The sequence below is a fragment of the Paenibacillus sp. GCM10027627 genome (genome assembly GCF_042675505.1).
Lineage (GTDB): Bacteria > Bacillota > Bacilli > Paenibacillales > Paenibacillaceae > Pristimantibacillus.
The window spans coordinates 564084-590867 of the sequence record NZ_JBHTHB010000001.1 but is presented as its reverse complement, the minus strand read 5'-3'; the positions used below and the strand labels follow the sequence as shown (position 1 = coordinate 590867).

General features: G+C 50.6%; 33 protein-coding genes. All 33 read right to left on the bottom strand.

What is annotated here, in order from left to right:
• Positions 1–15: 15 nt before the first annotated feature.
• Entirely contained in the window at positions 16–825 is an 810-nt protein-coding gene (trpA, locus tag ACFQZE_RS02785; protein WP_379353424.1) for a tryptophan synthase subunit alpha, read from the bottom strand.
• Positions 822–2018, bottom strand: a complete 1197-nt coding sequence (trpB, locus tag ACFQZE_RS02780; RefSeq protein ID WP_379353422.1) for a tryptophan synthase subunit beta — start codon at positions 2016–2018, stop codon at positions 822–824. The genes trpA and trpB overlap by 4 nt, the downstream gene beginning before the upstream one ends.
• A complete protein-coding gene (locus tag ACFQZE_RS02775) occupies positions 2015–2701 on the bottom strand; it encodes a phosphoribosylanthranilate isomerase (protein WP_379353420.1) in 687 nt (228 codons plus the stop codon). The genes trpB and ACFQZE_RS02775 overlap by 4 nt, the downstream gene beginning before the upstream one ends.
• A complete protein-coding gene (gene trpC / locus ACFQZE_RS02770; protein ID WP_379353418.1) occupies positions 2698–3495 on the bottom strand; it encodes an indole-3-glycerol phosphate synthase TrpC in 798 nt (265 codons plus the stop codon). Before trpC ends, ACFQZE_RS02775 begins: the two co-directional genes overlap by 4 nt.
• Complete coding sequence (gene trpD, locus ACFQZE_RS02765) at positions 3485–4528, bottom strand: anthranilate phosphoribosyltransferase (protein ID WP_379353416.1); 1044 nt, start codon at positions 4526–4528, stop codon at positions 3485–3487. Before trpD ends, trpC begins: the two co-directional genes overlap by 11 nt.
• Positions 4525–6132: an anthranilate synthase component I gene (trpE, locus tag ACFQZE_RS02760; RefSeq protein ID WP_379353414.1), complete on the bottom strand. Its 1608-nt coding sequence runs from the start codon at positions 6130–6132 to the stop codon at positions 4525–4527. The genes trpD and trpE overlap by 4 nt, the downstream gene beginning before the upstream one ends.
• A gap of 366 nt (positions 6133–6498) precedes the next feature.
• Positions 6499–6870 (bottom strand): chorismate mutase, encoded by a 372-nt coding sequence (gene aroH / locus ACFQZE_RS02755; RefSeq protein WP_379353412.1) that lies wholly within the window; start codon positions 6868–6870, stop codon positions 6499–6501.
• Complete coding sequence (gene aroB, locus ACFQZE_RS02750) at positions 6867–7970, bottom strand: 3-dehydroquinate synthase (RefSeq protein WP_379353410.1); 1104 nt, start codon at positions 7968–7970, stop codon at positions 6867–6869. The genes aroH and aroB overlap by 4 nt, the downstream gene beginning before the upstream one ends.
• A gap of 3 nt (positions 7971–7973) precedes the next feature.
• Positions 7974–9143 (bottom strand): chorismate synthase, encoded by a 1170-nt coding sequence (aroC, locus tag ACFQZE_RS02745; protein WP_379353408.1) that lies wholly within the window; start codon positions 9141–9143, stop codon positions 7974–7976.
• A 236-nt stretch (positions 9144–9379) separates the two neighbouring features.
• Positions 9380–10159, bottom strand: coding sequence for a CheR family methyltransferase (locus ACFQZE_RS02740; protein ID WP_379353406.1), 780 nt, complete (start codon positions 10157–10159; stop codon positions 9380–9382).
• Between the two features lie 35 nt (positions 10160–10194).
• On the bottom strand, positions 10195–10638 hold the full coding sequence (ndk, locus tag ACFQZE_RS02735; RefSeq protein WP_379353404.1) for a nucleoside-diphosphate kinase: 444 nt from the start codon (positions 10636–10638) through the stop codon (positions 10195–10197).
• A 33-nt stretch (positions 10639–10671) separates the two neighbouring features.
• Complete coding sequence (locus tag ACFQZE_RS02730; protein WP_379353402.1) at positions 10672–11646, bottom strand: polyprenyl synthetase family protein; 975 nt, start codon at positions 11644–11646, stop codon at positions 10672–10674.
• A complete protein-coding gene (locus ACFQZE_RS02725) occupies positions 11643–12503 on the bottom strand; it encodes a menaquinone biosynthetic enzyme MqnA/MqnD family protein (protein WP_379353400.1) in 861 nt (286 codons plus the stop codon). Before ACFQZE_RS02725 ends, ACFQZE_RS02730 begins: the two co-directional genes overlap by 4 nt.
• Positions 12472–13122, bottom strand: a complete 651-nt coding sequence (locus ACFQZE_RS02720; protein WP_379353398.1) for a UbiX family flavin prenyltransferase — start codon at positions 13120–13122, stop codon at positions 12472–12474. The genes ACFQZE_RS02725 and ACFQZE_RS02720 overlap by 32 nt, the downstream gene beginning before the upstream one ends.
• Before the next feature lie 17 nt (positions 13123–13139).
• Positions 13140–14015 carry a UbiA-like polyprenyltransferase gene (locus tag ACFQZE_RS02715; RefSeq protein WP_379353396.1) on the bottom strand — a complete coding sequence of 292 codons (876 nt, stop codon included), beginning with the start codon at positions 14013–14015 and terminating at the stop codon, positions 13140–13142.
• Entirely contained in the window at positions 14012–14755 is a 744-nt protein-coding gene (locus tag ACFQZE_RS02710; RefSeq protein ID WP_379353394.1) for a demethylmenaquinone methyltransferase, read from the bottom strand. The genes ACFQZE_RS02715 and ACFQZE_RS02710 overlap by 4 nt, the downstream gene beginning before the upstream one ends.
• A complete protein-coding gene (locus tag ACFQZE_RS02705; protein ID WP_379353392.1) occupies positions 14742–15611 on the bottom strand; it encodes a heptaprenyl diphosphate synthase component 1 in 870 nt (289 codons plus the stop codon). Before ACFQZE_RS02705 ends, ACFQZE_RS02710 begins: the two co-directional genes overlap by 14 nt.
• A gap of 132 nt (positions 15612–15743) precedes the next feature.
• Positions 15744–16313 (bottom strand): hypothetical protein, encoded by a 570-nt coding sequence (locus ACFQZE_RS02700; RefSeq protein ID WP_379353390.1) that lies wholly within the window; start codon positions 16311–16313, stop codon positions 15744–15746.
• A gap of 194 nt (positions 16314–16507) precedes the next feature.
• Positions 16508–16729, bottom strand: a complete 222-nt coding sequence (gene mtrB, locus ACFQZE_RS02695) for a trp RNA-binding attenuation protein MtrB (RefSeq protein WP_116044760.1) — start codon at positions 16727–16729, stop codon at positions 16508–16510.
• Between the two features lie 151 nt (positions 16730–16880).
• Positions 16881–17156 carry an HU family DNA-binding protein gene (locus ACFQZE_RS02690; RefSeq protein WP_379353387.1) on the bottom strand — a complete coding sequence of 92 codons (276 nt, stop codon included), beginning with the start codon at positions 17154–17156 and terminating at the stop codon, positions 16881–16883.
• 273 nt (positions 17157–17429) lie between these two features.
• Entirely contained in the window at positions 17430–18908 is a 1479-nt protein-coding gene (spoIVA, locus tag ACFQZE_RS02685; protein WP_379353385.1) for a stage IV sporulation protein A, read from the bottom strand.
• 279 nt (positions 18909–19187) lie between these two features.
• Positions 19188–19940: a DUF3939 domain-containing protein gene (locus ACFQZE_RS02680; RefSeq protein ID WP_379353383.1), complete on the bottom strand. Its 753-nt coding sequence runs from the start codon at positions 19938–19940 to the stop codon at positions 19188–19190.
• A 24-nt stretch (positions 19941–19964) separates the two neighbouring features.
• On the bottom strand, positions 19965–20312 hold the full coding sequence (locus ACFQZE_RS02675; RefSeq protein WP_379353381.1) for a 2Fe-2S iron-sulfur cluster-binding protein: 348 nt from the start codon (positions 20310–20312) through the stop codon (positions 19965–19967).
• A complete protein-coding gene (locus ACFQZE_RS02670) occupies positions 20302–20922 on the bottom strand; it encodes a nucleotidyltransferase family protein (RefSeq protein ID WP_379353379.1) in 621 nt (206 codons plus the stop codon). The genes ACFQZE_RS02675 and ACFQZE_RS02670 overlap by 11 nt, the downstream gene beginning before the upstream one ends.
• 19 nt (positions 20923–20941) lie before the next feature.
• Positions 20942–21238: a 2Fe-2S iron-sulfur cluster-binding protein gene (locus ACFQZE_RS02665; RefSeq protein WP_379353377.1), complete on the bottom strand. Its 297-nt coding sequence runs from the start codon at positions 21236–21238 to the stop codon at positions 20942–20944.
• 39 nt (positions 21239–21277) lie between these two features.
• Positions 21278–21457 (bottom strand): DUF2768 family protein, encoded by a 180-nt coding sequence (locus ACFQZE_RS02660; RefSeq protein WP_379353375.1) that lies wholly within the window; start codon positions 21455–21457, stop codon positions 21278–21280.
• A 140-nt stretch (positions 21458–21597) separates the two neighbouring features.
• Complete coding sequence (locus tag ACFQZE_RS02655; protein WP_379353373.1) at positions 21598–21873, bottom strand: stage VI sporulation protein F; 276 nt, start codon at positions 21871–21873, stop codon at positions 21598–21600.
• A 74-nt stretch (positions 21874–21947) separates the two neighbouring features.
• Positions 21948–22982, bottom strand: coding sequence for an NAD(P)H-dependent glycerol-3-phosphate dehydrogenase (locus ACFQZE_RS02650; RefSeq protein ID WP_379353371.1), 1035 nt, complete (start codon positions 22980–22982; stop codon positions 21948–21950).
• 6 nt (positions 22983–22988) lie between these two features.
• Positions 22989–23588, bottom strand: coding sequence for a glycerol-3-phosphate 1-O-acyltransferase PlsY (gene plsY, locus ACFQZE_RS02645; protein WP_379353369.1), 600 nt, complete (start codon positions 23586–23588; stop codon positions 22989–22991).
• 12 nt (positions 23589–23600) lie between these two features.
• Complete coding sequence (der, locus tag ACFQZE_RS02640) at positions 23601–24923, bottom strand: ribosome biogenesis GTPase Der (protein ID WP_379353367.1); 1323 nt, start codon at positions 24921–24923, stop codon at positions 23601–23603.
• A gap of 78 nt (positions 24924–25001) precedes the next feature.
• The gene (locus tag ACFQZE_RS02635) at positions 25002–25181 is read right to left on the bottom strand and encodes a capping complex subunit for YIEGIA (protein WP_379353365.1); all 180 of its coding nucleotides are present in this window, start codon (positions 25179–25181) and stop codon (positions 25002–25004) included.
• Between the two features lies 1 nt (position 25182).
• Complete coding sequence (locus ACFQZE_RS02630; RefSeq protein ID WP_379355473.1) at positions 25183–26040, bottom strand: YIEGIA family protein; 858 nt, start codon at positions 26038–26040, stop codon at positions 25183–25185.
• Positions 26041–26090: 50 nt separating this feature from the next.
• Complete coding sequence (locus ACFQZE_RS02625) at positions 26091–26732, bottom strand: YphA family membrane protein (protein WP_379353363.1); 642 nt, start codon at positions 26730–26732, stop codon at positions 26091–26093.
• Between the last annotated feature and the right edge of the window lie 52 nt (positions 26733–26784).

Sequence of the window (26784 nt, the reverse complement as noted above, 5' to 3'; positions counted from 1 at the left end):
CCTGACTGCCGGGGGTTAGTTGCCTTTCAACGACGCGACGAACCGCTCGATGCCGGCCAGACCTTCTTCTCTTGAAGATTCATTCGCCAGCAGCGGCAACGCCTCTTCGATTTTCCTTACAATGGCGCTTCCGACGATGACCGCGTCGCATTGTCCTTCAAAGCGTTCTACCTGCGCCCTGCTGGAGATGCCAAAGCCGATGCCGATCGGCAAATCTGTAGCCGATCTGACCGTCGCCAAAAATTCGTCGATATCGGAATGAAAGTCCGTCCGGACCCCGGTAACGCCAAGCGACGATACGCAGTAAACAAAACCGCGGGCTTTGCCCGAAATACGGGTAACGCGGTCTCTTGAAGTCGGCGCCACAAGAGGGATTAAATGAATGCCATGCGCTTCGGCAAGCGTCCGCACCTCTTCGTCCTCTTCAATAGGCAAGTCGGGAATGATAAGGCCGCTTAACCCCTTCGAGCGAATCAATTCGAAAAAGTCGTTTAGCCCGAATTGAAGCACAGGATTAAAGTAGGTGAACAAAATAAGCGGAATCGTTACGCCCTCTTCCTTGGCCCGCTCCGCAAGCGTGATGCAGTCTTTAAGCGTAATCTTGTTTATTAATGCGCGTTCCGACGCTTTTTGAATGACGGGACCGTCGGCAAGAGGATCGGAATAAGGGACGCCTAGCTCGATCATATCGGCGCCTGCCCGCTCCAACCTTTTGACGATGGCCAGCGAAGTGTCCAAATCAGGATCCCCTACCGTTACAAACGGAATTAGAGCCGTGCGTCCTTCCGCTCTCAGCCTTGCAAATGATTGATCGATGAGATTCATTTGTTTTGACCTCCCAAGTAGCCCATGATAGCTTCAACATCCTTGTCGCCGCGGCCGGACAAACTGACCACGACAATTTTGTCCGAATCAAGAGTCGGAGCAAGCTTAATCGTTTGGGCAATGGCATGGGCGGACTCCAAGGCCGGAATAATGCCTTCGGTGCGGGACAGCAGCTGCAGCGCCTCCAACGCCTCCGCATCCGTAACCGGCACGTACTCCGCACGTCCGGAATCCTTCAAGTAGGAATGTTCGGGACCGATGCCGGGATAATCAAGTCCGGCAGAGATGGAATGGGCCGGTAAAACTTGTCCATGCTCGTCCTGCAAAACATAGCTGAGCGAGCCTTGGAATACGCCATGTTTGCCTTTTGTCATTGTAGCCGCATGCTCAGCCGTATCCACGCCATGTCCAGCCGCCTCGACCCCTAGCAGCTTGACACCTTCATCCTGCACAAACGGGTAAAAGATACCCATGGCGTTGCTGCCTCCGCCAACGGCTGCAACTACGTAATCCGGCAAGCGGCCTTCCTCCGTCAAGATTTGCGCTCTCGCCTCGTCTCCAATAATCCGCTGAAAATCGCGAACCATCATCGGATACGGATGCGGACCTGTTACCGATCCCAAAATATAATACGTATCCGTCACATGGCTTACCCAATAACGAAGCGTTTCGTTGCAAGCATCTTTAAGCGTTCTTGTACCCGAAGTGACCGGCACAACTTCGGAGCCAAGCAGGTTCATGCGGAATACGTTCAATTGCTGGCGCTTCATATCTTCTTCGCCCATAAACACTTTGCATTCGAGTCCAAGCAAAGCGGCAATCGTTGCCGATGCGACGCCGTGCTGGCCCGCCCCGGTTTCCGCAATAATTTTCGTTTTGCCCATTCGTTTGGCGAGTACGCCTTGTCCGATCGTGTTGTTGATTTTATGAGCGCCCGTATGATTCAAATCTTCTCTTTTGAGATAAACTTTGGCGCCGCCCAAATGCTCGCTTAGTCTTTTGGCATAATAAAGCGATGTCGGCCTTCCCGAATATTTATAAAGGAGCTCCTTTACTTCGTTTTGGAAATCGGGGTCCTTGGAATAATGAGCGTAAGCCTCCTCCAGCTCTAGCAATGCGTTCATAAGCGTCTCCGGCACATAACGGCCGCCGAACTTGCCGAATCGGCCGTTCGCATCTGGTACTTGTATCATGCTTCCATCACCCTTCTGACAAATAATCTAATTTTCTCGATGTCCTTCTGGCCCTCCGTCTCCACTCCGCTGGAAACATCGATTCCGTCAGGCGCGTAAGTGCGCAGCAGCTCTTGAACGTTGTCCGGCGTGAGGCCTCCTGCTACATATAGCGGAAGTCCTTTGGCTGCGGCCGCCTTTTTGTAAGCGTCGATTAGCGACCAGTTAAACGGCTGTCCCGTGCCTCCGCCTGGTGCATCTATCAATATAGCGTCTACCAAACCCGAATAAGGTTCAACCGACTCTTTGGCTTCATTCGCCAATAACGGCTCATCCGAAATGTCGCCCTTACCCTTCATGGACAAAACTCGCCAAATATGAAGCTCCGGATGGTTTAGGCGCAGCTGCGCGCAAAACTCGGGAGATTCATCCCCATGCAGCTGTGCCACGTCCAGCGGCGCTTCCTCCATCAATTCGTCGATTTCCTTAAGCGACGCATTGACAAAAACGCCTACCGCACGGGGGCTTGCACCATACGCCGTCGTCAGCTTGCGAATGGCGCGGACGAGGCGCGCTGCCGTCTCTTTATCCACTTGTCTTTTGCTCGGAGCAAAAACAAGTCCGATCTCGCGAATAGGCAAGCCGTCCAGCAGCTCTACCGTTTGAACGTCTCGCAAGCCGCAAATTTTAATCCGCGCGCTCATGACCGTGCAGCGCCAAGCAAGCTAATGACAGCGGCTTCCACGTCGTCTTTTCTCATGAAATGTTCGCCAATGAGAACACCGTGGGCGCCAATCGACTGCAAATAGTCCATATCCGCATTGCCGGCAATTCCGCTCTCGCTAATAACCGTTACATGATCTGGAATAAGGCCAATCAGTTGCTCCGTCGTTTTCAAATCGGTGACAAATGAACGCAAGTCCCGGTTGTTGATTCCGATGAGCGTCGCTTTGCCCATGTCCAGCACCGTATGCAATTCTTCCGCGTCATGTACCTCTACCAGCACGTCCATGCCAAGAGACTTCGCAAGCTCATGATACTCTGCAAGCTCGGATTTGCTCAAAATAGCCGCAATCAGCAAAATCGCATCCGCTCCAATAACGCGCGCTTCGTAAATTTGCCGGAAATCGGTTGTAAAGTCCTTTCTGAGCAGCGGAACCCGAACGGCTTCTCTCACCTTCGTCAAATAATCGTTGGACCCTTGAAAATAATCGCGATCCGTCAACACCGAAATACAGTCCGCTCCGGCAGACTCATAAGCTTTAGCCAGCTTGACAGGGTCGAAATCCGGTCGGATAAGCCCTTTGGACGGAGACGCTTTTTTCACCTCGGCGATTAGACCCATGCTGCGGCGTCTGTTGCCATGAAGCAGTGCCGCTTCGAAGCCTTTACATGGCGGTAGCTTCGCTATTTTTTCTTCATACTCCGATAGATGAAAGGTTGCGGCAAGCGAATCTACTTCGGCCCGCTTGGTAGCTACAATTTTGTCAAGAAACATGCGTCAACTCTCCTGTCGTATTAATAAGCTCATTCAGTTTCGCATAGGCTTTGCCGGAATCGATTACTTCCGCAGCAATCGCTGCTCCCTCTTTGATCGAACTCGCCAGCCCGCCGACATAGATGCAAGCACCCGCATTGGCAAGCACAATATCACGGTAAGCTTCCTTCTGTTCTCCTGTAAAAATAGCCCGGATCAAAGAAGCGTTTACTTCCGGCTCGCCGCCCTTTACTTCGTCGATCGGACGCCGGGTTAGACCGAGCTCCTCTGGGTCAAGATCGTAAGTGACGACTGCCCCGTCCTTCAGCTCGGAAATTTGCGTCGGAGCGGAGATGCTAATTTCATCTAGCCCGTCGTGGCTGCTGACGACCATCGCCCGTTTAAGCCCCAGCTCTCCAAGTACCTCCGCTATTGTTGCGGTACGAGAGCGGTCGTATAAACCGAGCAATTGGCGATCCGCTCCCGCCGGGTTCGTCAGAGGCCCCAGCATATTAAAAATGGTTCGGATGCCAAGCTCTCTGCGCGGTCCTGCCGCATGCCGCATGGAAGGATGATAGATTTGAGCAAACATAAAGCAAATGCCGATATCGCGCAGGCAAGACGCCGCCTGCTCGGGGGAAAGCGTAATATTGACGCCGAGCGCCTCCAGCACATCTGCGCTCCCCGTCTTGCCAGACATAGCGCGGTTTCCGTGCTTGGCGACGCGGATGCCCGCAGCCGATGCAATGATGGAGGAGGCGGTTGAAATGTTAAACTTGTGGATGCCCGATCCGCCGGTGCCGCAAGTGTCGAGCAGTCCTTCCTGCTCCGCTTTTACATGGCTTGAATGCGCGCGCATTGCTTCGGCGAAACCGGTAATTTCCTCTTTCGTTTCACCTTTCATACGAAGCGCCGTAGCAATTGCGCCAATTTGGGCTCCCGTCGCTTCTCCGTTCATAATCGTATTCATAACCGTACCGGCTTCAGCGCGCGTCAGATGAGCGCCGCCCATCACTTTATTTAACGCCGACTGAATTGTAATGGTTTCGTTCATCTTCCGCGCCCCCTGACGAAAGTGTCGTAATCCGCATTTACGGCTGCCGGTGCAGCCTTTTCGATTACTCCTTCATTATCCTGAACAGACTGCTGTTCCTTGGCAGCTGTTCCTTTCCCAAAACTCAATTCGGCTGCCCGGATCGATTTCAGCATTCCTTTTGCTTTGTTGACCGTTTCGATATATTCGCTCTCAGGTACGGAATCCCATACAATTCCAGCTCCGCTTTGTACATACGCCTTACCGTTTTTGAAAATAATCGTTCGAATCGTAATGCATGTATCCATCGATCCGCCAAAGCCCAAATATCCGATTGCGCCTGCATAGGCACCGCGCGCTTCATTCTCAAGCTCGGCAATGATCTCCATAGCCCGCAGCTTCGGCGCTCCCGATACCGTTCCGGCAGGAAGGCACGATACAAATGCGTCGAAAAAATCTTTATCCTGGCGAAGCTTTCCGGAAACGTTGGACACGATATGCATAACGTGGGAATATCGCTCGATCTCCATGTACGAGTCGCAACGAACAGAGCCGAATTCCGACACGCGCCCAATGTCGTTGCGGCCCAAATCGACCAGCATGAGATGCTCCGCCCGCTCTTTCTCATCCGCCAGCAATTCCACCTCCAGCGCCTTGTCTTCCTCCGGCGTTGCGCCTCGCGGGCGAGTGCCCGCTATCGGCCGTGTTTCCACTCTGCCGTCCGTTACTTTGACAAGCGCCTCCGGGGATGTTCCGACAATCACTTCTTCTCCCATTTTCAAATAATACATGTATGGCGACGGATTCATCGTCCGCAGCACCCGGTACACATGAAGCGGATCAACATCCGTTTCGATACTGAACCGCTGCGACAATACGACTTGAAAAATATCTCCGGAGCGGATATATTCTTTGGCTTGCTCCACGTTCGCAATAAATTGTTCTTTCGTTAAATTGGACTGGACTTCGCCAAGCTCCGGGTCGGCAGGGATCGCGTTAACTGGTGCCGCTGCCGCTACCGGCTGCCGCAGCCGTTCGATGGTCGCTTCAATTTTCGTAAGGGCAGCTTCATAAGCAATCGCGATTTCGCTATCCGTTGCGCCTTGCCCGATATGCACATTGCCGATAATTTGCAAATGCTGCTTAAAATGATCGAACACGATGACTTGATCGCAAAACATAAATTGAAGGTCGTTCATCTTCAAATCATCGATCCGATGAGCCGGCAGCTTTTCGTAATATTGAAGCAAGTCATACCCAAAAAATCCGATTGCCCCGCCCGTAAATGGCGGCAACTCGCTAGAAGAAGGGCTCCGGTAAGAACGCAGCTTCGCTTTGAGCAGCTCAATCGGCTTCTCGCGAAGTACTGTTTTCTCCCCTTTGATCTCCAATACCATCTCGCCGTTTTTTCCATACAGCTTCATGAAAGGATCCGTGCCGATAAAGGAATATCTAGCCCATTTGGCTCCTCCTTCAACACTCTCCAGCAAAAAGGCATGTTCTTCTTTAGCAAAATGCTGGAACAGTCTAATCGGCGTTTCTGTATCCGCCATTACGGAACGGACGATTGGAATTAAATTGTATGATCCTGCTTGTTGTATCACTCTGCTCAGCTCATTCGTCATTTTAAACGACCCCCATCTCTCATAATCACAATTTTCAGTCAGGTCAGTCCGTATTGCCGCCAATGACTGCCGATGTGGATGAACATATAAAAAGCCCCTGCCGTAGCAGGGGCCGTCATTTGAGATTTGTGAACGATACCTTAACAACTCGCCTCACTGCAATGCGGTAAAGTGAAAGAGCCAAGGGATAATAAATTCCCTTCCTCGCTCCACCTCTGCAAAAGAGCGGCAAGCATCGCCATCAGGTGACGGCCGGGTTATGGTATTTTACTCAACTGTTCTCATCTCATCTCGGCTAAAAACCTACTAGCACTCATCTCATCTTTGTTTCTAAATATACTGCATGAAGTTTGTACCCGTCAACCGTTATTTGCTTTTGGACAAATCGGGACGAAGCGCCTCCGCGCCGCCCAAATAAACGTGACGAATCTCATTTTGTTTTTTGTCCGTATTGACCAAAGCCATTAACCGGATGCATTTCTCCAAACTTCCTTTGACCGGAACCTCCATTGCGCACATAAGAGGCACAAGCTCCCAGCCTGGTAGCTGTCTAATCGATTGTGCCGGGAACGTCTCATCCAGATCGCCCGTCACCGTAATCAGCACGCTGCAAATATCGGCCGGGTCCAGCTCGTTTTGGGCAACAACCTCATTTACCATTTGCAGCGTGGCGCCCGCAATCTGCTCGCGCTCATTTGCTTCGACAGTGATCGCGCCTCGAATTCCGCGTACACTCATGGCCCCTCAGCCTCCAATTTTAGTTCTTCCACTATTTCGCGTATCCACTCCACCGGAACATTCGGTTTAATTTCAACCTCTCCGATCGACGTCGGAACAATAAATACCATCGTACCTTCGGCAAACTTTTTGTCGTGCATCATAGCAGCCATTACAGCGTCTATATCAAAATGTTTCGGCAGCGAGACAGGCAAGCCGCACTTCGCCAGCACCCGCTTCGTCGTTGTATATACCTCTTGCGGTGCGCCGTAGCGCAATCCAAGCCTGGCGGAGCCGATCATGCCAATCGCTATCGCTTCACCGTGTTGAAGTTCGTTGTAGCCAGCTACCGCTTCCAGCGCATGACCGATCGTATGCCCCAAATTCAATATCGCCCGCAGGCCGTTTTCGCGTTCGTCTTCGGAGACGACAGCCGCTTTGACGCTGCATCCGTTATATAGCGCATACCCTAATGCATCCGCATCCAGAGCCAACATATTTTCCGCATTCTGATCGCACCAATCGACAAATCCGGCATCTTTAATCAAGCCGTGCTTCACCACTTCAGACAAGCCCGAACTAATATCGCGCGGGGGCAATGTTTGCAGCGTCAACAAATCGTAAAGAACAAATTCCGGCTGATGAAACGCCCCGATAATATTTTTGGCTTGGGGATGATTGACGGCTACTTTTCCCCCAACGCTGCTGTCATGCGCAAGAATCGTTGTTGGAATTTGAACAAACTTGACGCCGCGCATATACGAAGCTGCGACAAAACCGGCCAAATCTCCTACAACTCCGCCGCCAAGCGCCACAATAGTAGATTTTCGGTCCAACCCCGCATCCAGCGCTTTCCCGACAAGCTCGCCGAGCACCGATAGCGATTTGGAGCTTTCGCCCGCTGGAACAATCTCGCTATGGACAATATATCCGCCGTTTCGCAATGCTTCTTCAAGCTTTGGCAGATGATGCCTTGAAACATTAGCGTCGGTTATGATCATAAGCGGGGATTTTTTCCCCACTCCATGTTTTTCGAAAAAAGAGGCTGCCTGCTCCAGCAGCCCTTCCCCAATATAAATAGGATAAGAACGATCGCCTAAATCCACCGTCAGCTCGCGCATAGCTTAGTACCGATCCAATTGCTCAAGATAGCTGTTTACGTTTGCGCGAATTTCTTCAATGGAGTCTCCGCCGAACTTTTCCAAAAATGCTTTTGCCACTTCCCAAGCGACTACATGCTCCATAACAACGCTGGCAGCAGGTACGGCGCAGCTGTCGGAACGCTCTACTTGTGCGGTAAACGGCTCCTTAGTATCGATGTCAACGCTGCGCAGGGGCTTGTACAAGGTCGGAATCGGCTTCATCACACCGCGTACAACGATTTGCTCGCCGTTTGTCATCCCGCCTTCAAAACCGCCGAGACGGTTTGTCGCACGATGATAGCCCTTCTCTTTTTCGTACAAAATTTCATCATGCACTTGAGAGCCTCTTAACTTCGCCGCCTCAAAGCCGATGCCGATTTCGCAGCCCTTAAAGGCATTGATCGAAACGACCGCTTGCGCAATTCGTCCGTCCAGCTTCCGGTCCCACTGTACGTGGCTGCCGAGCCCGATCGGCACTCCTTCGATGACACATTCTACGATGCCGCCGATCGAATCGCCTTCCGCCTTAATTTGATCGATGTACTCTTCCATTCTTTTTTCCGTCTCTTTGTCGACGACGCGAACGGAAGATTCCTCTGTCAAACGGATAAGCTCATCCACCGGAAGCTGGTTCGCTGGAGCTTCAATTTCCCCGATACGAATGACTTGACCGGCCACTTTAATGCCAAATTCAGCAAGCAGCTGGCGGGCAATGCCGCCGACCGCTACACGTGCAGCCGTCTCGCGGGCGCTGGAGCGCTCCAATACGTTGCGCAAATCCTTTAAGTTATATTTCAAGCCGCCGTTCAAATCCGCATGTCCAGGACGCGGGCGGTGAACTCTGCGCTTTTCTTCGTCGCTGCCTTCAATCGGCTCAATATTCATAACGGAAGTCCAATGCTTCCAGTCGTTATTTTTGACGATTACCGCAACCGGCGCACCCGTCGTTTTGCCGTGGCGCACGCCGCCTACAATGTCGGCCGTATCCTTCTCAATTTGCATTCTTCTGCCTCGGCCATGGCCTTTTTGACGGCGGTGGAGCTGGAAGTTCAATTCCTCGAAATCAATTTTCAAGTTGCTTGGCAGACCCTCTATAATGGCGGTCAATTGTGGACCATGGGTTTCTCCAGCTGTCAAATAACGTAAACTCAAGCTTAAGCTCCTCCTTCAACGCATGCCTTTACCCGGCAGCTCTCATGTAGTGCCCGAAACATCTTTGCTCATTATAGTACAGCGTTGCTGGTTTGACAAGAAATCTCATCTTCCGCCAAAGGGGCATCGCAGCCCGTAAAATAGAAAAAGCCGGGATCCCCCCCCATTTGCTGCTTTGGGGAATATCCCGGCTTAAGCCCTAACCTCAAGCTTTTGCACGCATTCCAAAAAAGGATCTACACGCGCCGATAGAAAAAGGTATCCGCCGTCTCAAAGCCATATTGAGAAGGGCTGAAAATTTGTTCCGTGCTTCCGACAAACAATAGGCCGCCGGGCTTCAAAGCCGCAGCGAACTTATGATACAATCCATGCTTTGCTTCCTCTGTAAAATAAATCATAACATTGCGGCAAACGATCAAATCAAAACCGCTTTCAAAAGTATCATGGAGCAGATTGCCCTGTTTAAAGGAAATTCCCTTTTTGAGCGAATCCGTTACCTGAAACGCGCCGTCCACCGGAGCAAAATATTTCGATCGGCATGCCGGCGGCACATCCCGGAGCGACCGCTCCAAATAGATGCCCTCCTTCGCCTTCTCAAGCACATTATGATCCAAATCGGTGGCAAGCAGCGACGTTTTCCCTATCGCCCCAATCTCCGTTAAGATCATCGCGAGCGTATAAGGCTCCTCCCCCGTCGAACAAGCTGCGCTCCATACTTTCAGCCGGGGGCTTGACGCCATTAGTTCGGGGAGATAACGCTTTTGCAGCACTTCCCATCTGGCCGGATTGCGCCAAAACTCCGAAACATTGATCGTCATCCGATCCAAAAACTCGAACAGCAGCGCACGGTTTTGCTCCATCGCCTGACCGTACTGCTCAAAAGTCGTAAACCCGTTTTTGAGCCGAAGCGTCGTCAGCCTTCGTTTCATCTGCGCTTCTTTGTACTGAGATAAGTCAATGTCTGTTTTACGCTTGATTCGGGTAATGAAATTAGAAAAGTCCAGATCCTCAGACATAGCGACCTCCATGATGTATGGCTTAGTAATCTACATTAGACCCAGCGCTGAATGGTATGCTCGTAGTCGACGAGCTCTTCGGCGGAGAAAAAGATGCCGATTTCCCTTTCCGCATTGGCGGGAGAATCGGAACCATGTATTAAATTAAAATTGGTATGTACAGCAAAATCGGAACGAATAGTGCCAGGCGCGGCATCGAGAGCATCCGTTTTTCCAATTAGGGCGCGGGCGAGCGCAATGACATTGTCGCCGCTCCAAACCATCGCAAATACGGGACCTGAAGAAATGAACTCCAGAAGCGGTTCATAGAATGACTTGCCTTTATGCTCGGCATAATGGATCTCAGCAAGCTCGCGCGTAACCCGCATGAACTTTGCGCCCGACAACTGCAGCCCTTTTCTCTCGAAACGCGACACGATTTCACCGATCAGTCCGCGCTGAACGCCGTCAGGCTTGATCATCAGAAACGTTCTTTCCATCTGCAAACCATTCCTTTCAATCCCTTGAATGAATTAATAGTTGCGTTTCCCGACAAAATGCGCGATGTCGGTTAAATTCTTTTTCGCCGCGATATCGGGCAATCCCTCTAAAGCGTGCAAAGCTTTTTGTATGTATCGATTGGCCAAATGATCCGCCAGTTCGCCACCGGCGCTTCCTCTTATGAGCTGTATGGCTCGTTTCGTATCCGCAAATCCTTCATTCACCCTAATTTTGCTGATTTCCTCCAGCAGTTTGCCGCGCACATCTTCATCCTGCAGAGCCAAAATAACGGGCAGCGTTATATTGCCCTGCCGCATATCGGAGCCTGGCGGCTTGCCGATTTGCTTTTCGGTGCCATATAAATCGAGCAAATCGTCGCGGATTTGGAACGCCATGCCGACATTGTAACCGAACCGGTACAGGCGGCTCGCCGTTGCCCGATCCGTGCCCGCCGCCACCGCGCCAAGCTGGCAGCTGATCGCAATAAGCAAAGCCGTCTTTCTGCGAATGCGAAGCAAATAATTGCGGATCGTTTGCTCCGTATTGAAGAAGTCGCGAATTTGCTCCATCTCCCCGATGCACATTTGAACGAGGGCGTGAGAGAGCACCTGGTGAATATGCGGGTTCGGCAAGCTTGTAGCGATCGACAATGCCTTGCCATGAATATAGTCTCCCGTATACATAGCGATTCGGTTGTCCCATTTGGACTTGACCGTCAGCTGTCCCCGCCTCGTTTCCGCGTCATCAATGACATCGTCGTGAACGAGCGAAGCCATATGAATGAGCTCAAGAGGCACCGCAACCCGCTTCAGCACATCCAGCTTGTAATCGCCGAATTTGCCGGCGAGCAGAACAAAAACAGGACGAATGCGCTTCCCGCCCGCTTTCAGCAAGTGAGTAGACGTCTCGCTCAGCAGCGCATGGTCGTCCGTGACGCTCCGCTCAAGTTCCTTTTCGATTTGATTCAAATCGCCTTTCATCTTCGCGTACAAATCTAATAGTTTCATTCGTTCACCTTTTGGAGGGATTGTCCTTCAAAAAACGTCATCTCTACGTCGTCTTTCAGTAGACCAAGCTCTCTTGCATACCGGAAATACAACGAAAGACCTTCTTGAAGGCTTTTCCCAAAATCGTACTGCAGAGACTTAAAATAAGTGGCCCAATAGTCGGGATCGCCGCCAAGTCGCTGGCATGCACGCGCGATCAAACGGTCGGGCCGGCTTAAATTTTCATTTTTGGAGGCTAACAAAGCTTCGTACAAAAGGCCAATTTCCTTCGCGTTGCTCCGAATCGCTGACTTTCGCGCCGCAACGACCGCATAGGTCATGCCAAGGCCTGTCCAATCCCGCCACAGCTCTCCCAAATCGAGAATGTTGAGGCCGCTGTTTCTCCATGACGCAGCGATTGCGGGATCGCCGATGAGCAGCGCGGCATCCGCATCCTGCAGCATTTCATTCAGGTTCGGCTCGGCAGCGACATATTCAGGCTCGCAATTGAACCGTTTTGCCATAATAATTTTCAATAAATTAACCGATGTTTCCGAAGCGTTCGTCACCGTAATTTTGCGTGGCTTCTTCTCCTCGATCGAATGCTTTAGAAAAAGCAATATGGAATGGACGCGGCCGGTAGACCCGACCGACAACTCCGGCAGCAGCACATAGTCGCGGCTGTACTGGCCATACGAAAACGAAGAAATAGCCGATAAATCGAGCTCTCCTATGCTGAGCAAGCGATTCAGCTCGGACGGTACTTTGGATACCATCTCGTAATCCATCCCCGCTGCGTGCTTTTCAAAGTTTTGAAACAGCGGCCAAGCGTTGGCGTAATCAATTTCACCGATGGTGATCGGGCGAAGGTGGCCCATTGTGCTCATCTCCCCATCTTCTGTACAAATCATGTTCGATATCTACGTTGTCCAGTACTTTCCCTACAAGGAAATTAACCATTTCATCCATCGATTGCGGCTTAAAATAAAATGCGGGCATAGCCGGAACGATTTTGACTCCCAGTCTGGCGAGTGTCAGCATATTTTCCAAATGAATTGCATGAAGCGGAGTTTCTCTCGGGACTAGCAGCAGCTTGCGCCCTTCCTTCAACATCACATCCGCCGCTCTAGCAAGCAGATTGTTTGAGGAACCATGCGCGATAGAAGCAAGCGTCCCCATAGAACAAGGCATAATCAGCATCCCTTCCACCCGGAAAGAGCCGCTGGCAATAGAGGCGCCGATATCTCCGTTCGGATGGTAAATGAGCTTGCCCTCTCCTATGCTTCCAGGGAACGCGCGTTCCAGCGTATCCGCTCTTCGTGTTGTTTCCCAGCCCAGTTCTTCTTTTATGACCCGCCAACCGGCCTCTGTCACAACTAAATGAACTTCAAAACCGCCGCTCAGCAGCTCTTCAATCAGCCTTACGCCGTATATCGCTCCGCTTGCGCCCGTAATGCCGACGACCCAGCGGTTTTTTGCCGCGGTTTTCCTTACCATGCCTCGCTCCTCCTCCCTTACCATGAACGAAGCACCGCCAAATCAACAATCGTAAACAGGAACAGAATAACGCTTAACGTTCCGTTCATGCCAAAAAAGGCAGTCTGCACACGAGACAAGTCGTTTGGCTTCACCATCCAGTGCTGATAAAAAAGAAGTCCGATCGACAACAGCGTGCCGAGCAAATACATCCAGCCTAGCTCCGTGACCCAAAACAGGGCGATAAATCCGACCGCCGTTGCGATATGCAGCGAGCGGGCAATCCACAAAGCGCCGGCAATGCCAAACCGGGCAGGAATGGAATGCAGTCCGGCATTGCGGTCATACTCAAAGTCTTGCGTTGCGTAAACGATATCAAATCCAGCAATCCATAAGGCTACAGTGCCAAACAACAGCCAAGCCGCGGCGTCAAATTGTCCCGTAACGGCAACCCAGCCTCCGAGCGGAGAAAGGGCGATTGTAAGACCCAGAACGATATGGCACAGCCATGTAAATCTCTTTGTGTAGGAATAAATGACAAGAAAAAAGACCGCTACAGGCATAAGCTTCATAGCAATAGGATCCAAATTGGCTGCCGCAAGCAGCAGCAAACCGAAAGATACGATAATAAAAAGCAATACTTCAGCCGATTTCAACAGTCCCGCAGGCAAAGCGCGCTCTTTTGTCCTCGGGTTGCCAAAATCGATTGCCTTGTCGATCAACCTGTTCAAGCTCATGGCGGCGCTTCTAGCTCCAAACATCGCTAGCGCGACCCATCCGATTTCCGCCCAAGACGGCAGCCGGTTTTCCATGACAATGGCGCCTAGCAAAGCTCCCATAAACGCAAACGGCAAAGCGAATACGGTATGCTCAAATTTAATCATTTCTAAAATAATGCGCAGTTTGCGAATCATGGCTGGCTATTCTTTCCCTTCGTGCCTATATGCAAGGCGGCAATTCCCCCGAAGAAGAGACGAACGTCCACGTCCGCAAGTCCGGCTTGTCTATATAGTTTCGTCAGTCCTTTGGAATCCGGAAACAGCTTAAGCGAAGCCGGAAGCCACTGGTACTCTTTCATGCGGCCTGCGAACATCTTGCCGAAAAGAGGCATAATCCGCTCAAAATACAAATAATAAATGCCTTTGAACGGCTGCCAGGTCGGCTTGGACAGCTCCAGGCAAACGACCTTTCCGCCTGGCTTCACGACGCGCTGCATCTCGCTGAGCACCTGCAAATAGTCTGGTACGTTGCGGAGGCCGAAGCCGATGGTCACATAATCAAAGCTGTTGTCCTCGAAAGGCAGCGACATGGCATTGCCTTGCACAAGCCGAATTTGCTTGCCAAGGCCTTGCTTGTCCACTTTGACCGCTCCGACGTCCAGCATGTTTTGACTGAAATCCAGGCCGACAATTTCGCCCGAATCGCTCGCCCTCGCCAGATCGATTGTCCAATCGCAAGTGCCGCAGCAAATATCGAGTGCGGTCTGACCCTTTTGCACATTCATCCGATCCATCGTATATTTGCGCCATGCCTTATGTCTTCGGAAGCTTATAATATCGTTCATCAGATCGTATTTTGGAGCAATCGTTTCAAACAATGCGTGCACATGGCTTTTTGAATTGGTGTTATCCACTTTAGTTTCACCTCGTTTCATTCAGCGCCGGTATATTTCCGGCCAGCTTGCCCGTTAAATTCCCGACGATGCTGGACAGTTCACGGATTAACAAGTCCGATTCCAGCTTGCCTGCCGCGCCGATGACGGAATCCGCCGCTTGTTTTGCTTTGGCGGCCAATTGGCTTTTGATATCATATTTATGGATCAACGTGCGGATAAAGCCGCCATCAGCCGGCGTAGACAGAATCCGCTGCCGTTCCTCTTCCGTTCCGGCTTGAAGCAGATGCCAATACGCCCATCCCTTTTCAAATCGGTTCCAATCGTCGCATCTGTCGAGCTCCTCCATCGCAACCTCGCAGCGGCTGACGCCTTGGAGCAGTTCCGGCCAGAGCCTTGACGCTGCGCCTTCGAGCATTTCCGAAAAATGATGGAACAACTCGCCTTTTAACTGGACAGCCCCGTTGAAATAGTCATCCGCAGCCAAGCGCTGCGACCTCATCCGGACGTACAGGTTTACTTTCAGCCGATTGACTTCGCATACGGCATTGCTAATCCGGGTAATCATCTCGATTTGACCGGCAGCGGCCAGCAGTTGGTAGAAGCGGGCGCTAAAAAAATCGCCGGCCAGCACCTTCAATTGCCTCGACCGCATCTCTCGCTCCGTTCGCTGAGCCGTCTCCGTATCCAGCAAGTCATGCGTATCCAGACCAAGCTGAACAAGCGCCACAACCAGCGTATAAAGCTCGCTTTTGTCCGGCGCCTTGCCTTGTTGATTCAAAAAAGCAAATAGCATCCGGGCTCTTGGATCCGCGAGCGGAGGCAGCTCCGTATGAGCTTGAATCATATCGTGCTTCGCATAATGATGCGACAATTCTGGAATGCGGTAAGTTGTCATGATAAAAGCCTCCGAACTAAAGTAGCAGGGGTTGCCGCTCAATAATCTAAACTATTATAGCACAACTTTACATTAGCGCATACGACTGCGCTCCTTATGTTCACCATTTCGCAACATCCTTGCAGCGCTTTCTCACATGCCCGTCGTCGATTGCGCCGAGTAGCCCTCCGGAGGGCCAAACCGATTGATCCACGCCGTAGTAAAGCTCAGCCTAAGCCTTTCTCTCCACAGGTTGTCGTGCACGGGATTTGCGATGCGCGGCTCCTTCCCGCTCTCCGCAAGCCATTCATCTGTGCTTCTTATATCGACTGCCGCCATCAACTTTTGTTCCGACTCGCCGTTTTCAACAATATGGATGAGCAGCCGTTTCACATTGTCTAGCTGACGGAACGAAACGCCAATCAGCGTCTCTATGTCTTGAAACCAAGCTTCCGGCCGTCCCTTGTCCGCCATGACCAGCAAATCCACCGCTAGGACAGAGCCCCTCCATTCTGCCCGGCCAAGCCGTTCATGCAGCGAAACGACGCTCAAAACGTCAACGATATTTCCGCTGGTCAAATGAGATATCGGCTCATTCCGAAATACGGTTATTTCCTTGCCAGTTGGCTCCCGCTCGCCTATCGCCTTCATTACTCCCAAAAAGACCAGCATAATGGCCAGCGTCATCGAACAAGCGATTGCAACCGTCCTGCCAAAGCGCATTCAAAACACTCTCCCGTCCGTTTATAGAATAACGGTCCTAAAATTAAGTCTGGTCATTCCAAACTCGACTCATACCGTCTTTAGGCTCTACATCATTGTACGAGCGGGAAAGTTTGATTATTCGAATGTTGTCCTTATTTACTTCGGCCTGAAAAAACAACAAAAAGCAGGCTGCGCCTGCTTTGCGTAAAGCCTTATTGATCTGTCTCCACCGTACCGTATTTCGTCATGACAATCGCTTTGCCTCTAATCTTAATAGCAGAGGTGTGATCCGTAAACTGGCAGATCAATACTTCGTTTTTGTCCAACTTTTCCGTATGATGAAACCGGGTGTCTTGACCGCGGGTCAAGCCGATAACTTGCACGCCTTGGTCCTTCGCTTTCACTACAATATAATCGCCAACCGTAGGCTCCATGGTGATCCCTCCGCATTTGTCGTTCCAAGCCATCCATGTGAATTATAGTGGAAGTCGCACGTTTGTGCAATGACCTCTCCCCGATCGTCCCCATTACATACAAAAACGCTCAAACCAAAATACGTTCGAGCGTTTCGCTGATGCATATACGTTAATTGGATACTAGGTCCTTAAGAGATTTGCCCGGTTTGAATGCTGGCATCTTGCTAGCGGCAATATCAATCTCCTCGCCCGTTTGCGGGTTGCGGCCCTTGCGTGCTTGACGCTCGCGAACCTCAAAGTTGCCGAAGCCTACCAACTGTACCTTGTCGCCGCTTTGCAGCGCATCGGAGATTGCTTCAAAAACGGCGTCTACCGCTTTTGTTGCGTCCTTTTTGGACAGCTCCGTCAATTCAGCCACCTTTGCGATCAGATCGGTTTTATTCATGATTTCACCTCCTTAAACATTTGCTTTGCAATTCCTCTTATCCCTCTTATTTACCGAAAACTTCAAATATATACCTTTTGACCGAACAAACCTATAGTAATACAGCGGAATGGCAATTTCAAGTGCATTCCTGCTCAACATTGGCAAAAGTAGGGAATTTTCATAATAGCATTGGGGTAAAACGGTGGATGAGACGGCGTACAATAAGAAAAGACTGACACGGAAGACGCAAGCGCGCCTCCCTGGCAGCCTTTTTCGGGATTCAGGATTCGGTTACAAAATGATAGCGATGAGACCGCCCGAACCTTCGTTAATGATGCGGCCAAGCGTTTCTTGCAGCTTATAGCGCGCATTGTCCGGCATCATGGCGATTTTTCCTTGGATGCCCTCTCTAACGATGGAATGGAGCGAACGGCCGAAAATGTCGGACTCCCAAATTTTAATAGGATCGTTTTCAAAATCTTGCATCAAGTAACGAACCAGTTCCTCGCTTTGTTTCTCCGTTCCGATAATCGGAGCAAACTCGGATTCTACGTCGACGCGAATCATATGGATAGAAGGCGCTGTCGCCTTTAACCGCACGCCGAATCTGGAGCCTTGGCGTATGAGCTCCGGCTCGTCTAGAGCCATCTCGGCCAGTGAAGGAGCCGCTATACCGTAGCCCGTCGTCTTGACCATTTCGAGCGCCTCCGCAAAGCGGTCGTATTCTCGCTTCGCATGAGAAAACTCCTGCATGAGCTGAAGCAAATGGTCTTTGCCTCTAATTTCAACGCCGACCACTTCCATTAAGATGCGGTCATACAGCTCGTCGGGAGCGTACAGATCAATTTCCGCTACGCCTTGCCCCATGTTCATGCCGCTAAGGCCGGCTCTCGCAATAAAGTCGTAGTCCATAAACTGGGCGACAACCCGCTCCACGTCTCTTAAACGGCGGATATCCTTAACGGTATCGCGCACCGAGTTTTCATAGTTGTTGCGCAGCCAGTGGTTGTCGTTCAGAACCATGACCCAGCTCGGAAGGTTAACGTTGACTTCATGCACAGGGAACTCGTAGAGCACCTCGCGCAGCACCGACATAACCTCTTCTTCGCCCATCGTCGCAACGCTGAGCGTCATAACCGGAATATCGTATTTCGCTTGCAGCTCGCTTCTCAGCTGCTGCGCCTCATCGCTTTTGGGCCGCGTTGAGTTGATGACTAGCACAAAAGGTTTGCCAACCTCTTTCAGCTCATCAATGACTCTCTCTTCCGCAACGACATAGGAGCTTCTCGGAATTTCTGCGATCGTTCCGTCCGTCGTCACGACGACGCCAAGCGTGGAATGCTCTTGTATCACTTTTCTCGTCCCAATCTCCGCCGCTTCCTGGAACGGGATCGGGTCGTCAAACCATGGCGTCGTAATCATACGCGGGCCGTTTTCATCCTCATAGCCTTTAGCGCCTTCGACGGCATAGCCAACGCAATCCACCAGTCTGACGTTCACATCAAGTCCCTCGGCTACTTTAAGCTGAACGGCTTGGTTCGGCACAAACTTGGGCTCGGTTGTCATAATCGTTTTGCCAGCGGCGCTTTGAGGCAATTCATCGACAGCTCTAATGCGATCCGCCTCGTTTGCGATATTAGGAAGTACGACCGTCTCCATAAACCGTTTAATAAACGTCGATTTGCCCGTCCGGACCGCTCCAACGACTCCGAGGTAAATATCCCCGCCGGTACGTTCGGCTATGTCCTTGAAAATATCTACTTTCTCCACTGAATATCCCCTCCCAATTGATTTCCGGTTCGCCGCCATCCACCGGACAAAAGGGCAGGCCAGCGACGCAACTCGTACATGCTTTTTGGACTAGTAACATCTTATGTTCAGACTGTCCAATTATGACGGTTCCCTCTAGGAAAACTTTTTTTCTACCGATTTTCTAAGCTTCCCTTCCAAGATTGAAATATATGAAAGAAAGCCCTTCTCTATGACGCGGACAGCGCACAAAAATAAAAAAATCCTCTCCTGTGTTTAGGAAAGGATTTTGGATAATCGTTATTTTGCGGCTATCGCAACCGGTTCTCCGTCCACAAGACGATACTCGGGCGCTTTCACCGGAACGAAGTCTGCGGAATCGACAAGCAATGCTCTGAGATCCGCATCCTTTTCAAGCTCCGCCGTGCCGTTTTTTTGAATCAATTGCATAATGTCGAGACCATAGTCGGTATAAACCTGACCCTTATCGTCTACAAGAGCGGACAGAGTTCCTCCGGAATAGACGCTTTTGATAACGGGCGCCTTTTTGTTCATCGCCTCATAGTCAACAGCATAAAATCCGGGATACATCGCTTCTTTTTTCGGCAGCGCGCCGCCCTCAGCCATATGCAGCTTAACCCAATTTTGAATGTCGTTTATTTTTTGAAAGGTGACGATATCCATCAGCTTAACGCGCGGATCCGTCTCTTCATCAATTATAATAAAATAATAATTTCCGCCGTTTTCAAACGCAGCCGTCGGAATTGAGCTCAAATAACCTGTTGAGGTCAGCTTCTGAAAATTGATTTTGTATTTCTCATACTTCGAAACTTCCTGAGAGCTGTTTACAATTGGCAGCAAGCTTTTTTCGGCAAAATATTGATCAATCGCCGCTTGTACATTGCGCACCGCTTCTTTGGGCGGAACGTCCATCAACTTATCTTTTGGATATAAGCAGCCCGTAAGCGTAAGCAGCATAACGGCAACGAGTGCAAAAACAGCGGGTCTAGCCGATCTCCCTGTGAATGCTCCCGATTTTAAAAGGGTCATCATTGCGTGATCCAATCCTCCATTTCTTTACCAAAGCCCTTCATCCTGCTCCTTTTGCTTCGCAAGAGCTTTCGCAACTGCGGCTCGGAGCGGATCTGGCGGCAGTTCGACCTCCACCTTGCCGGACACCCTTGTCTGGCAGGACAGCCGAATGCCTTTTTCCTCTTGACCGGCAAGCTTGCGGCGCTCCTCATCTCCCATAGGCAGAAGCTCGCTTCCAGGCTTTACCGTCACTTTGCACATATAACACGCGGCCTTTCCGCCGCAACGCGTCTGGATGGAAACTCCCGCACGCCTTGCGGCGTCCAAAACCGTCGTTCCCTTTCTTACTCTGGCGGAGCGGCCCCCCGGCCAAAAGACAACTTCAGCGTCCAATCCGCACACCTTCCTTCAAATGCTTAAGCCGCCGATGTACACTCTCTTTCATTTCCAGGCTAAACTCATTGCCTTGTTCGATGGCAGCCAGCGCTTCGGCATGCGAGGCTGGATCATGCGCCATAGCTCCGGCAACAAGCTCCACCCGATCCTCTCTGCCTCTTAGCGCATTAAACCAAAGCTCATGGGCGAGCGGCACCACTCTCATCCGCAGCCCGTCCTGTCCGTCGCAGGCTTGAATGGCCATTTGTTCGCCGTAAGGAATCAAAACCTTTTTTACCTCTACCTTATAAAAGCATCCCGAGGCAGCCACCTGAAATCCGCCGACCAATTCGACGGATACGCCGCCAATGGAATAATGGCTCAGCCTTGAACGATAAATATCCGTTTCGCTTATGACAGGCTCATCCGTCGCATAGCCGCTAAGGGAACGATGAATCGCCTCCGCTTCTTGATCGTCGCAATACAAATCGATATCGCGCGGCGGGATGTCTAAAGCCAATCCTCGAAGCATAAGGCCGGAACTGCCGCCGAGCACCCAGCCCGCTTGACCCGCTGAATTTATAATAACCGCCAGAGCCCCATGAATGCTTCTTTCATCCCTCAACATGCCGGCACTTCCTTTAACATTAAAAATAAGTCTTGTTCACCGCTGCGATACGACCTGCACCTTCTTTGACGACAGCCTGGCAGCCAAGCCTGTAGCCTTCCTCAAATTCTTCCGGTTCAAGCCTGTCCCACTCTTCATCGGTGATCTCTTCCAAAAACTCCGCACCCTCCGTCACCAGGCAACGGCAGCGAGCGCATGTACCTCTTGTACAAGAGAAACTGAAATCGATTTTATGTTTAATGGCGTGATCCAGCAGCGTTAGGCCGCCTTCCGCTTCTACGATTTCTGTTTTTGTTCTTCCTGTCAGCTCAATCATTTGACCATCGTTCCCCTTTTCTTTCTTATGTAGAAGTCGCTATAAAATGGAGAAAAATCCGTATATGAAACCAAAAACCAATAATACAAAGGCAATAAAAGAAAGAATAAACTTGACAATGCCTTTTGTTTTTAACCGGGCAAACGTAATCAGAAACGCAGCAATCGCCATTAAGCCAATGCCGAGAAAAGAAATCCACATCTTCGTCATTGCGTCCATCGCAGTTCCATTCTCCTAATCTGTATCAAAATAAGTTCTCAACCATTATAGCACTAGGCAAAAAAAAGGACAAAAGCGAATCGCGATTGCGTCTTTAGACGCGCTTCTTTCGAAGCCTCGCTAGCTTTTGCCGATTCCTTTTATCGTTTAATCATCATTTTGACCAGCGTTTCTAAGCTCGACTGATTCATCCCGCTCGCTTTAACCGCTTTTACGATATCATTGACAGTCGAGTCCGGCACTTTAATCTTCGCCATATCCGACACCTGCTTGATCAGCTTACGAAGCTCCGCTTCATTTTGCAGGGTACTGGCATCCACTCCGCTCGCCAACTTTTTGACGGCATTTTCGGAAATGTTTTTGCCCGTTTTTTTGTTGATTGCGCCTAGTACGTCTTTGGGTAAGCCCTTTGACACTATGTTCACCCTCCTCAAGTCTGAGCTTCTAGCATCATATGAGGAGCGGTTCCCTTTGGTGTAGGCGCATATCGTTAGCCAACAGGCTCAATTTCATGCGTTTTGAGTCTTCCCATCAAATCCTCGACAGCTTCTTTAGGGGTTTTCCCCTTAAACAATACCTCGTATAGTTGAGTCGTGATCGGCATCTCGACATCGAATCGGCCTGCAAGCTCGTATGCCGCCTGCGTCGTTCTCACGCCTTCCACGACCATTCCCATTTTGTCCAGCACTTCCTGAAGCGGAGTGCCGTCGGCGAGCATATATCCCGCTCTCCAATTACGGCTGTGCTTGCTTGTACAAGTTGCGACGAGGTCACCGACCCCGGACAAACCGGCAAAAGTCATAGGGCTTGCGCCCATAGCGGCTCCAAGTCGGCCAATTTCGGCAAGGCCGCGCGTTAGAAGCGCCGCTTTGGCGTTATCGCCAAAACCGAGTCCGTCGTTTAATCCGGCGCCAAGCGCAATAATATTTTTGATAGCGCCCGCTACTTCGGCTCCGACAACGTCACGATTCGTATATACCCGGAACGAACCGTTAATAAGGGCGTCCTGCGCTTTCTCCGCCGCGGCCTTATCTTCCGAAGCGACAACAACCGTTGTTGGCTGCTTCTGAATGACTTCTTCCGCATGGCTTGGACCAGACAATACAGCTATAGAGGATTGCGGACGGTTCAATTCCTCGGCAAGCACCAAAGACATCCGCTTCAGAGTTTCCGCTTCAAACCCTTTTGTGGCATGCACGCATAGCGTATCAGCCGCAATATAAGGCGCTGCCGCTTTGGCCACCTCACGCATAGCGCCCGACGGAGCAACGAACAATGCAAGTTCAGCCCCGCTTAATGCCTGCTCCATATCCGTCGTTGCGATAATCCGCTCCGATAGTTTGTTGCCTGGCAAAAATCGGCTGTTTTGCCGCGTTGTATTGATTTCTTCAGCCTGCGCAGCGCTTCTGGTCCACATATGTACCAAAAATCCGTTGTCGGCCAGCACCGACGCAAGCGCGGTGCCCCAGCTTCCAGCAACTAGCACTGCTGCGCGGCGCTGCAATTCCGCTTCCAATTTTGTCATCAATCTTTACGCTCCCTTCTTGGCGCCGAGCTTATTCTCCGTCCCTTGCATCAGCTTTACAATATTAGATCTATGCCGGATAAATGCAAAAGCGCATAGGACTAACGAACCAACGAGCAGCGGAACGGAAAATTGAAAAAGAATAATAAAGACCGGGGTTAGCGCCGCAAATACAAGCGATCCGAGTGAAACGTATCTCGTTGCCGCAATAGCGACAACGGCAACAATGCCTGCGGTCAGCGCCGGGAAAAACGCCAACGTGGCAATAACGCCAACCGTTGTCGCAATTCCTTTGCCTCCCTTGAATTTAAACCAGACGGGCCAGTTGTGGCCAATAATCGCGGCAAGTCCGCAGAGGACAGGGATCCATTCGTTGTCACTAATCGCATGACCCAAATAGATAGCCCCAACCCCTTTGGCAATATCCAATAAAAAGACGAATAATGCGGGCCCTTTTCCGAGAACGCGCAGCGTGTTGGTCGCTCCCGCATTGCCGCTTCCATGCTGTCTGATATCGATTCCTTTTACCCATTTGGCAATAACAATGCTAAATGAAATGGATCCGATTAAATAACTGAGCGCAACCGCGACTATATCCAGCAACAAACTTCCTCTCCCCTAGTCCTCGTCGGATTTGCGCCTTGTAAAGATTCGAAGTGGCGTGCCCTCGAAGTCAAACGCCGCGCGAATTTTGTTTTCCAAATACCGCTCATACGAGAAGTGCATAAGGTCCGGATCGTTAACGAAACATACGATCGTAGGCGGCTTGGTCGCAACCTGAGTTACATAGTTGATGCGTAGACGTTTTCCTTTGTCCGAAGGCGGCGGATTAATCGCTACCGCATCCGAAATGACATCGTTAAGCAGATGCGTCTGAATGCGCATCGAATGTTGTTCCGATACATGATTGACGACCGGCAGCAGCTTATGCAGCCGCTGCTTCGTAAGTGCGGACAAATAGGCGACAGGCGCATACGTCATAAACAAGAAATGGTCGCGAATTTTAGCCGTAAAGTGGGCCATCGTTTTATCGTCCTTGTCCACGACATCCCATTTATTAACGACAAATATGGACGCTTTGCCCGCTTCATGCGCGTAGCCTGCAATATGTTTATCCTGCTCGATAATGCCTTCCTCGCCGTTAATAAGCACAAGTACAACATCAGCTCGTTCAATCGCCTTCATGGCGCGCATAACGCTGTATTTCTCCGTTGACTCGTACACTTTGCCCCGTTTTCTCATGCCGGCTGTGTCAATCAAAACATACCGCTGTCCATCATGCTCAAACGGAGTATCGATTGCGTCGCGCGTCGTACCGGCCACATTGCTTACAATGACGCGGTCCTCTCCAAGCAGTGCATTCACAAGAGAAGACTTGCCGACATTTGGACGGCCAATCAAAGCAACGCGAATGACATCATCATCGTAGCCGTCATCCTCGATTTCCGGCAGCAAAACAGTAGTCGCGTCGAGCAGATCGCCGATGCCAAGGCCATGCGAGCCGGATATCGCGATCGGCTGACCAAAGCCGAGGCCGTAAAACTCGTAAACCTCATCCATACGGTTTTCATTGTCGACTTTGTTTACGGCCACAACGACGGGCTTGCGCGAGCGGAACAGCATTTGCGCCACTTCGTCATCGGCATGGGTTAAACCTGTTTTGGCGTCAACCATAAAAATAATGACATCCGCCTCTTCTACTGCGAGCTCCGCCTGCATGCGGACTGATTTCATAATTTCATCTTCGCCATCGATCTCAATACCGCCAGTATCGATAATGCTAAATGGCTTTCCGTTCCATTCCCCTGTACCGTATAAACGGTCGCGGGTCACTCCCGGTTTATCTTCAACGATTGCCAGCCGATCGCCGATTACCCGATTAAAAATGGTAGACTTCCCCACGTTCGGACGACCGACAATGGCGATAACGGGTCTTGCCATAGTTGGTTTTTCACTCCTTCAAAAATGATCACGTTACCCATCATAGCAAAAAAGAGCGATCTTGGCTAACTTTTCATATTAATGATGGCTTACAATAACAATCGTGCCATTCTTTAGATCATGTGCGCTGGCATCCATTATTTTCTCCAGCAGGAATGAAATTTCCTCCAGCTTGGTTTCATTTTTTGCAATAAAAATGGGTGCTCCGCCCGTTACTTCGTCCGGGTGGATGGAGACAACGGCTACAATCGTCGCCATCTTAATTCGCTCCTTTCTGGTTGACAGGAGCTTCGGTAGGCATCCTTACGGCCGATTCCAAAATCGGCACCCTTAATATAACCTGTTTACCTTTTTCTTGATCCATCTCTTGCGGCAGCAAAAAAACAGCAAGCCTTCCGTCGTTCATATCCAGTTTGGCCATCGGAATTAACGCGGGTTCGCCATCGTCGCGGTACACGCCCAAAATGGTAGCCAAATCGTATAAAATCGCCTGGCGCTGCCCCAAATTGCTGAGCGTCACTTTACTGTTAGGGTTGGTCGGTTTTAAAATATATCCCATTCCTCGTTTGGCGATAATGTCCTGATTGGATTTAAGGCCCACGTTCATGATATAGATGTCCGACACAAACAGGTCTGGCCCATCGATTTTAACTTCCGCCGGCTCCACCTCGGCAATATGCGAAATCGATTTTCCGGATTTCAGCCACTCTACAATAGCAAGACTGAGAACGCCTGCGCCAATTCCATACCATACATTTAAAAGGATGGCAAAAAGACTGGTCAGCAGCGCCGACATAATAACCAAATAGTTGCGCCCTTCAAACACCATCGCAATTCCTTCTATGTAAGTAGCTCCCCTGCTGACCAATTCAAGACTGTCGATTTTTGTAAGGGTTTCCCTTTCCATTTTTCGCACATCCCGAAACTGCTGCGCCGCGAGGGTAAGAAACGTAATCGCCGTATAGTCTTTTTTTACTAATGCCGGGATAGCAACAGCGCCTAGCGCGGCGGCTATAACGCCTAACGAAACATGAATGATGCGGCCATGAGGATATGTCGGATATTGGCGGTAATCCGTTTTTAACATGAGGAAACGGGATATCACGCCAAATAACATCCCTAGTACAACGCCGACTAAAGTATGATTCTCCTTTAAAAACGATGCGATCACGGCTGCTTTCCCCCTTTTAATTGAAACCATGCCGCTTCCAGCTTGCTTTTCAACTGGCGCAGTATTTTAAGCGTAACTGTAAGAGAACATGCGGCAACCATCGCCAAAGCAATGCCATCCCAGTCATACATCGTGCCAAACGACAGCTGGAAATGATCATCGCGAAAAAAAACTTGAACCCCTTTTCCTAATGCCGCGCCCCATGCGGACAAAATCATTTGCTGCTTCAAATCTGAAACAAAAGCTCCGCATAACAGCCCAGCCAAAAGCGGAGCGTCAAAGTCCGGGTTTAGCCAATAAAACATCGACTCTTGGGCATACAGGCTTCTGGCGCAGCCCCAGACGATTCCAATCAGTAATGCGCAGATGAGCACATACCCCCGATTGCCGCTCTGTTCCGCAACCCAAGAATATAAAGTGATAGCAAGCAGCAGACATACGGAGACATGCAGCCGAATATCCGCAAAGGCGCCAAAAGGAGTAAGCCAAATCGGCAAAAAGAGGGCTACTCCGATCGCTCCAAGCAACCCGTAAGCATAACCCCCGCTAATTGACGGGGCAAGCAAAGGCTTCCATCCCGTTCCAAGCAATATAAATGCAACCAGAAACAATAGGGCAGTCAAATAACCAGCATTCATCTCTTCTCACCTCGTGTATTTCCTATTATGCGCCAACAAAAAAAGGCTATTC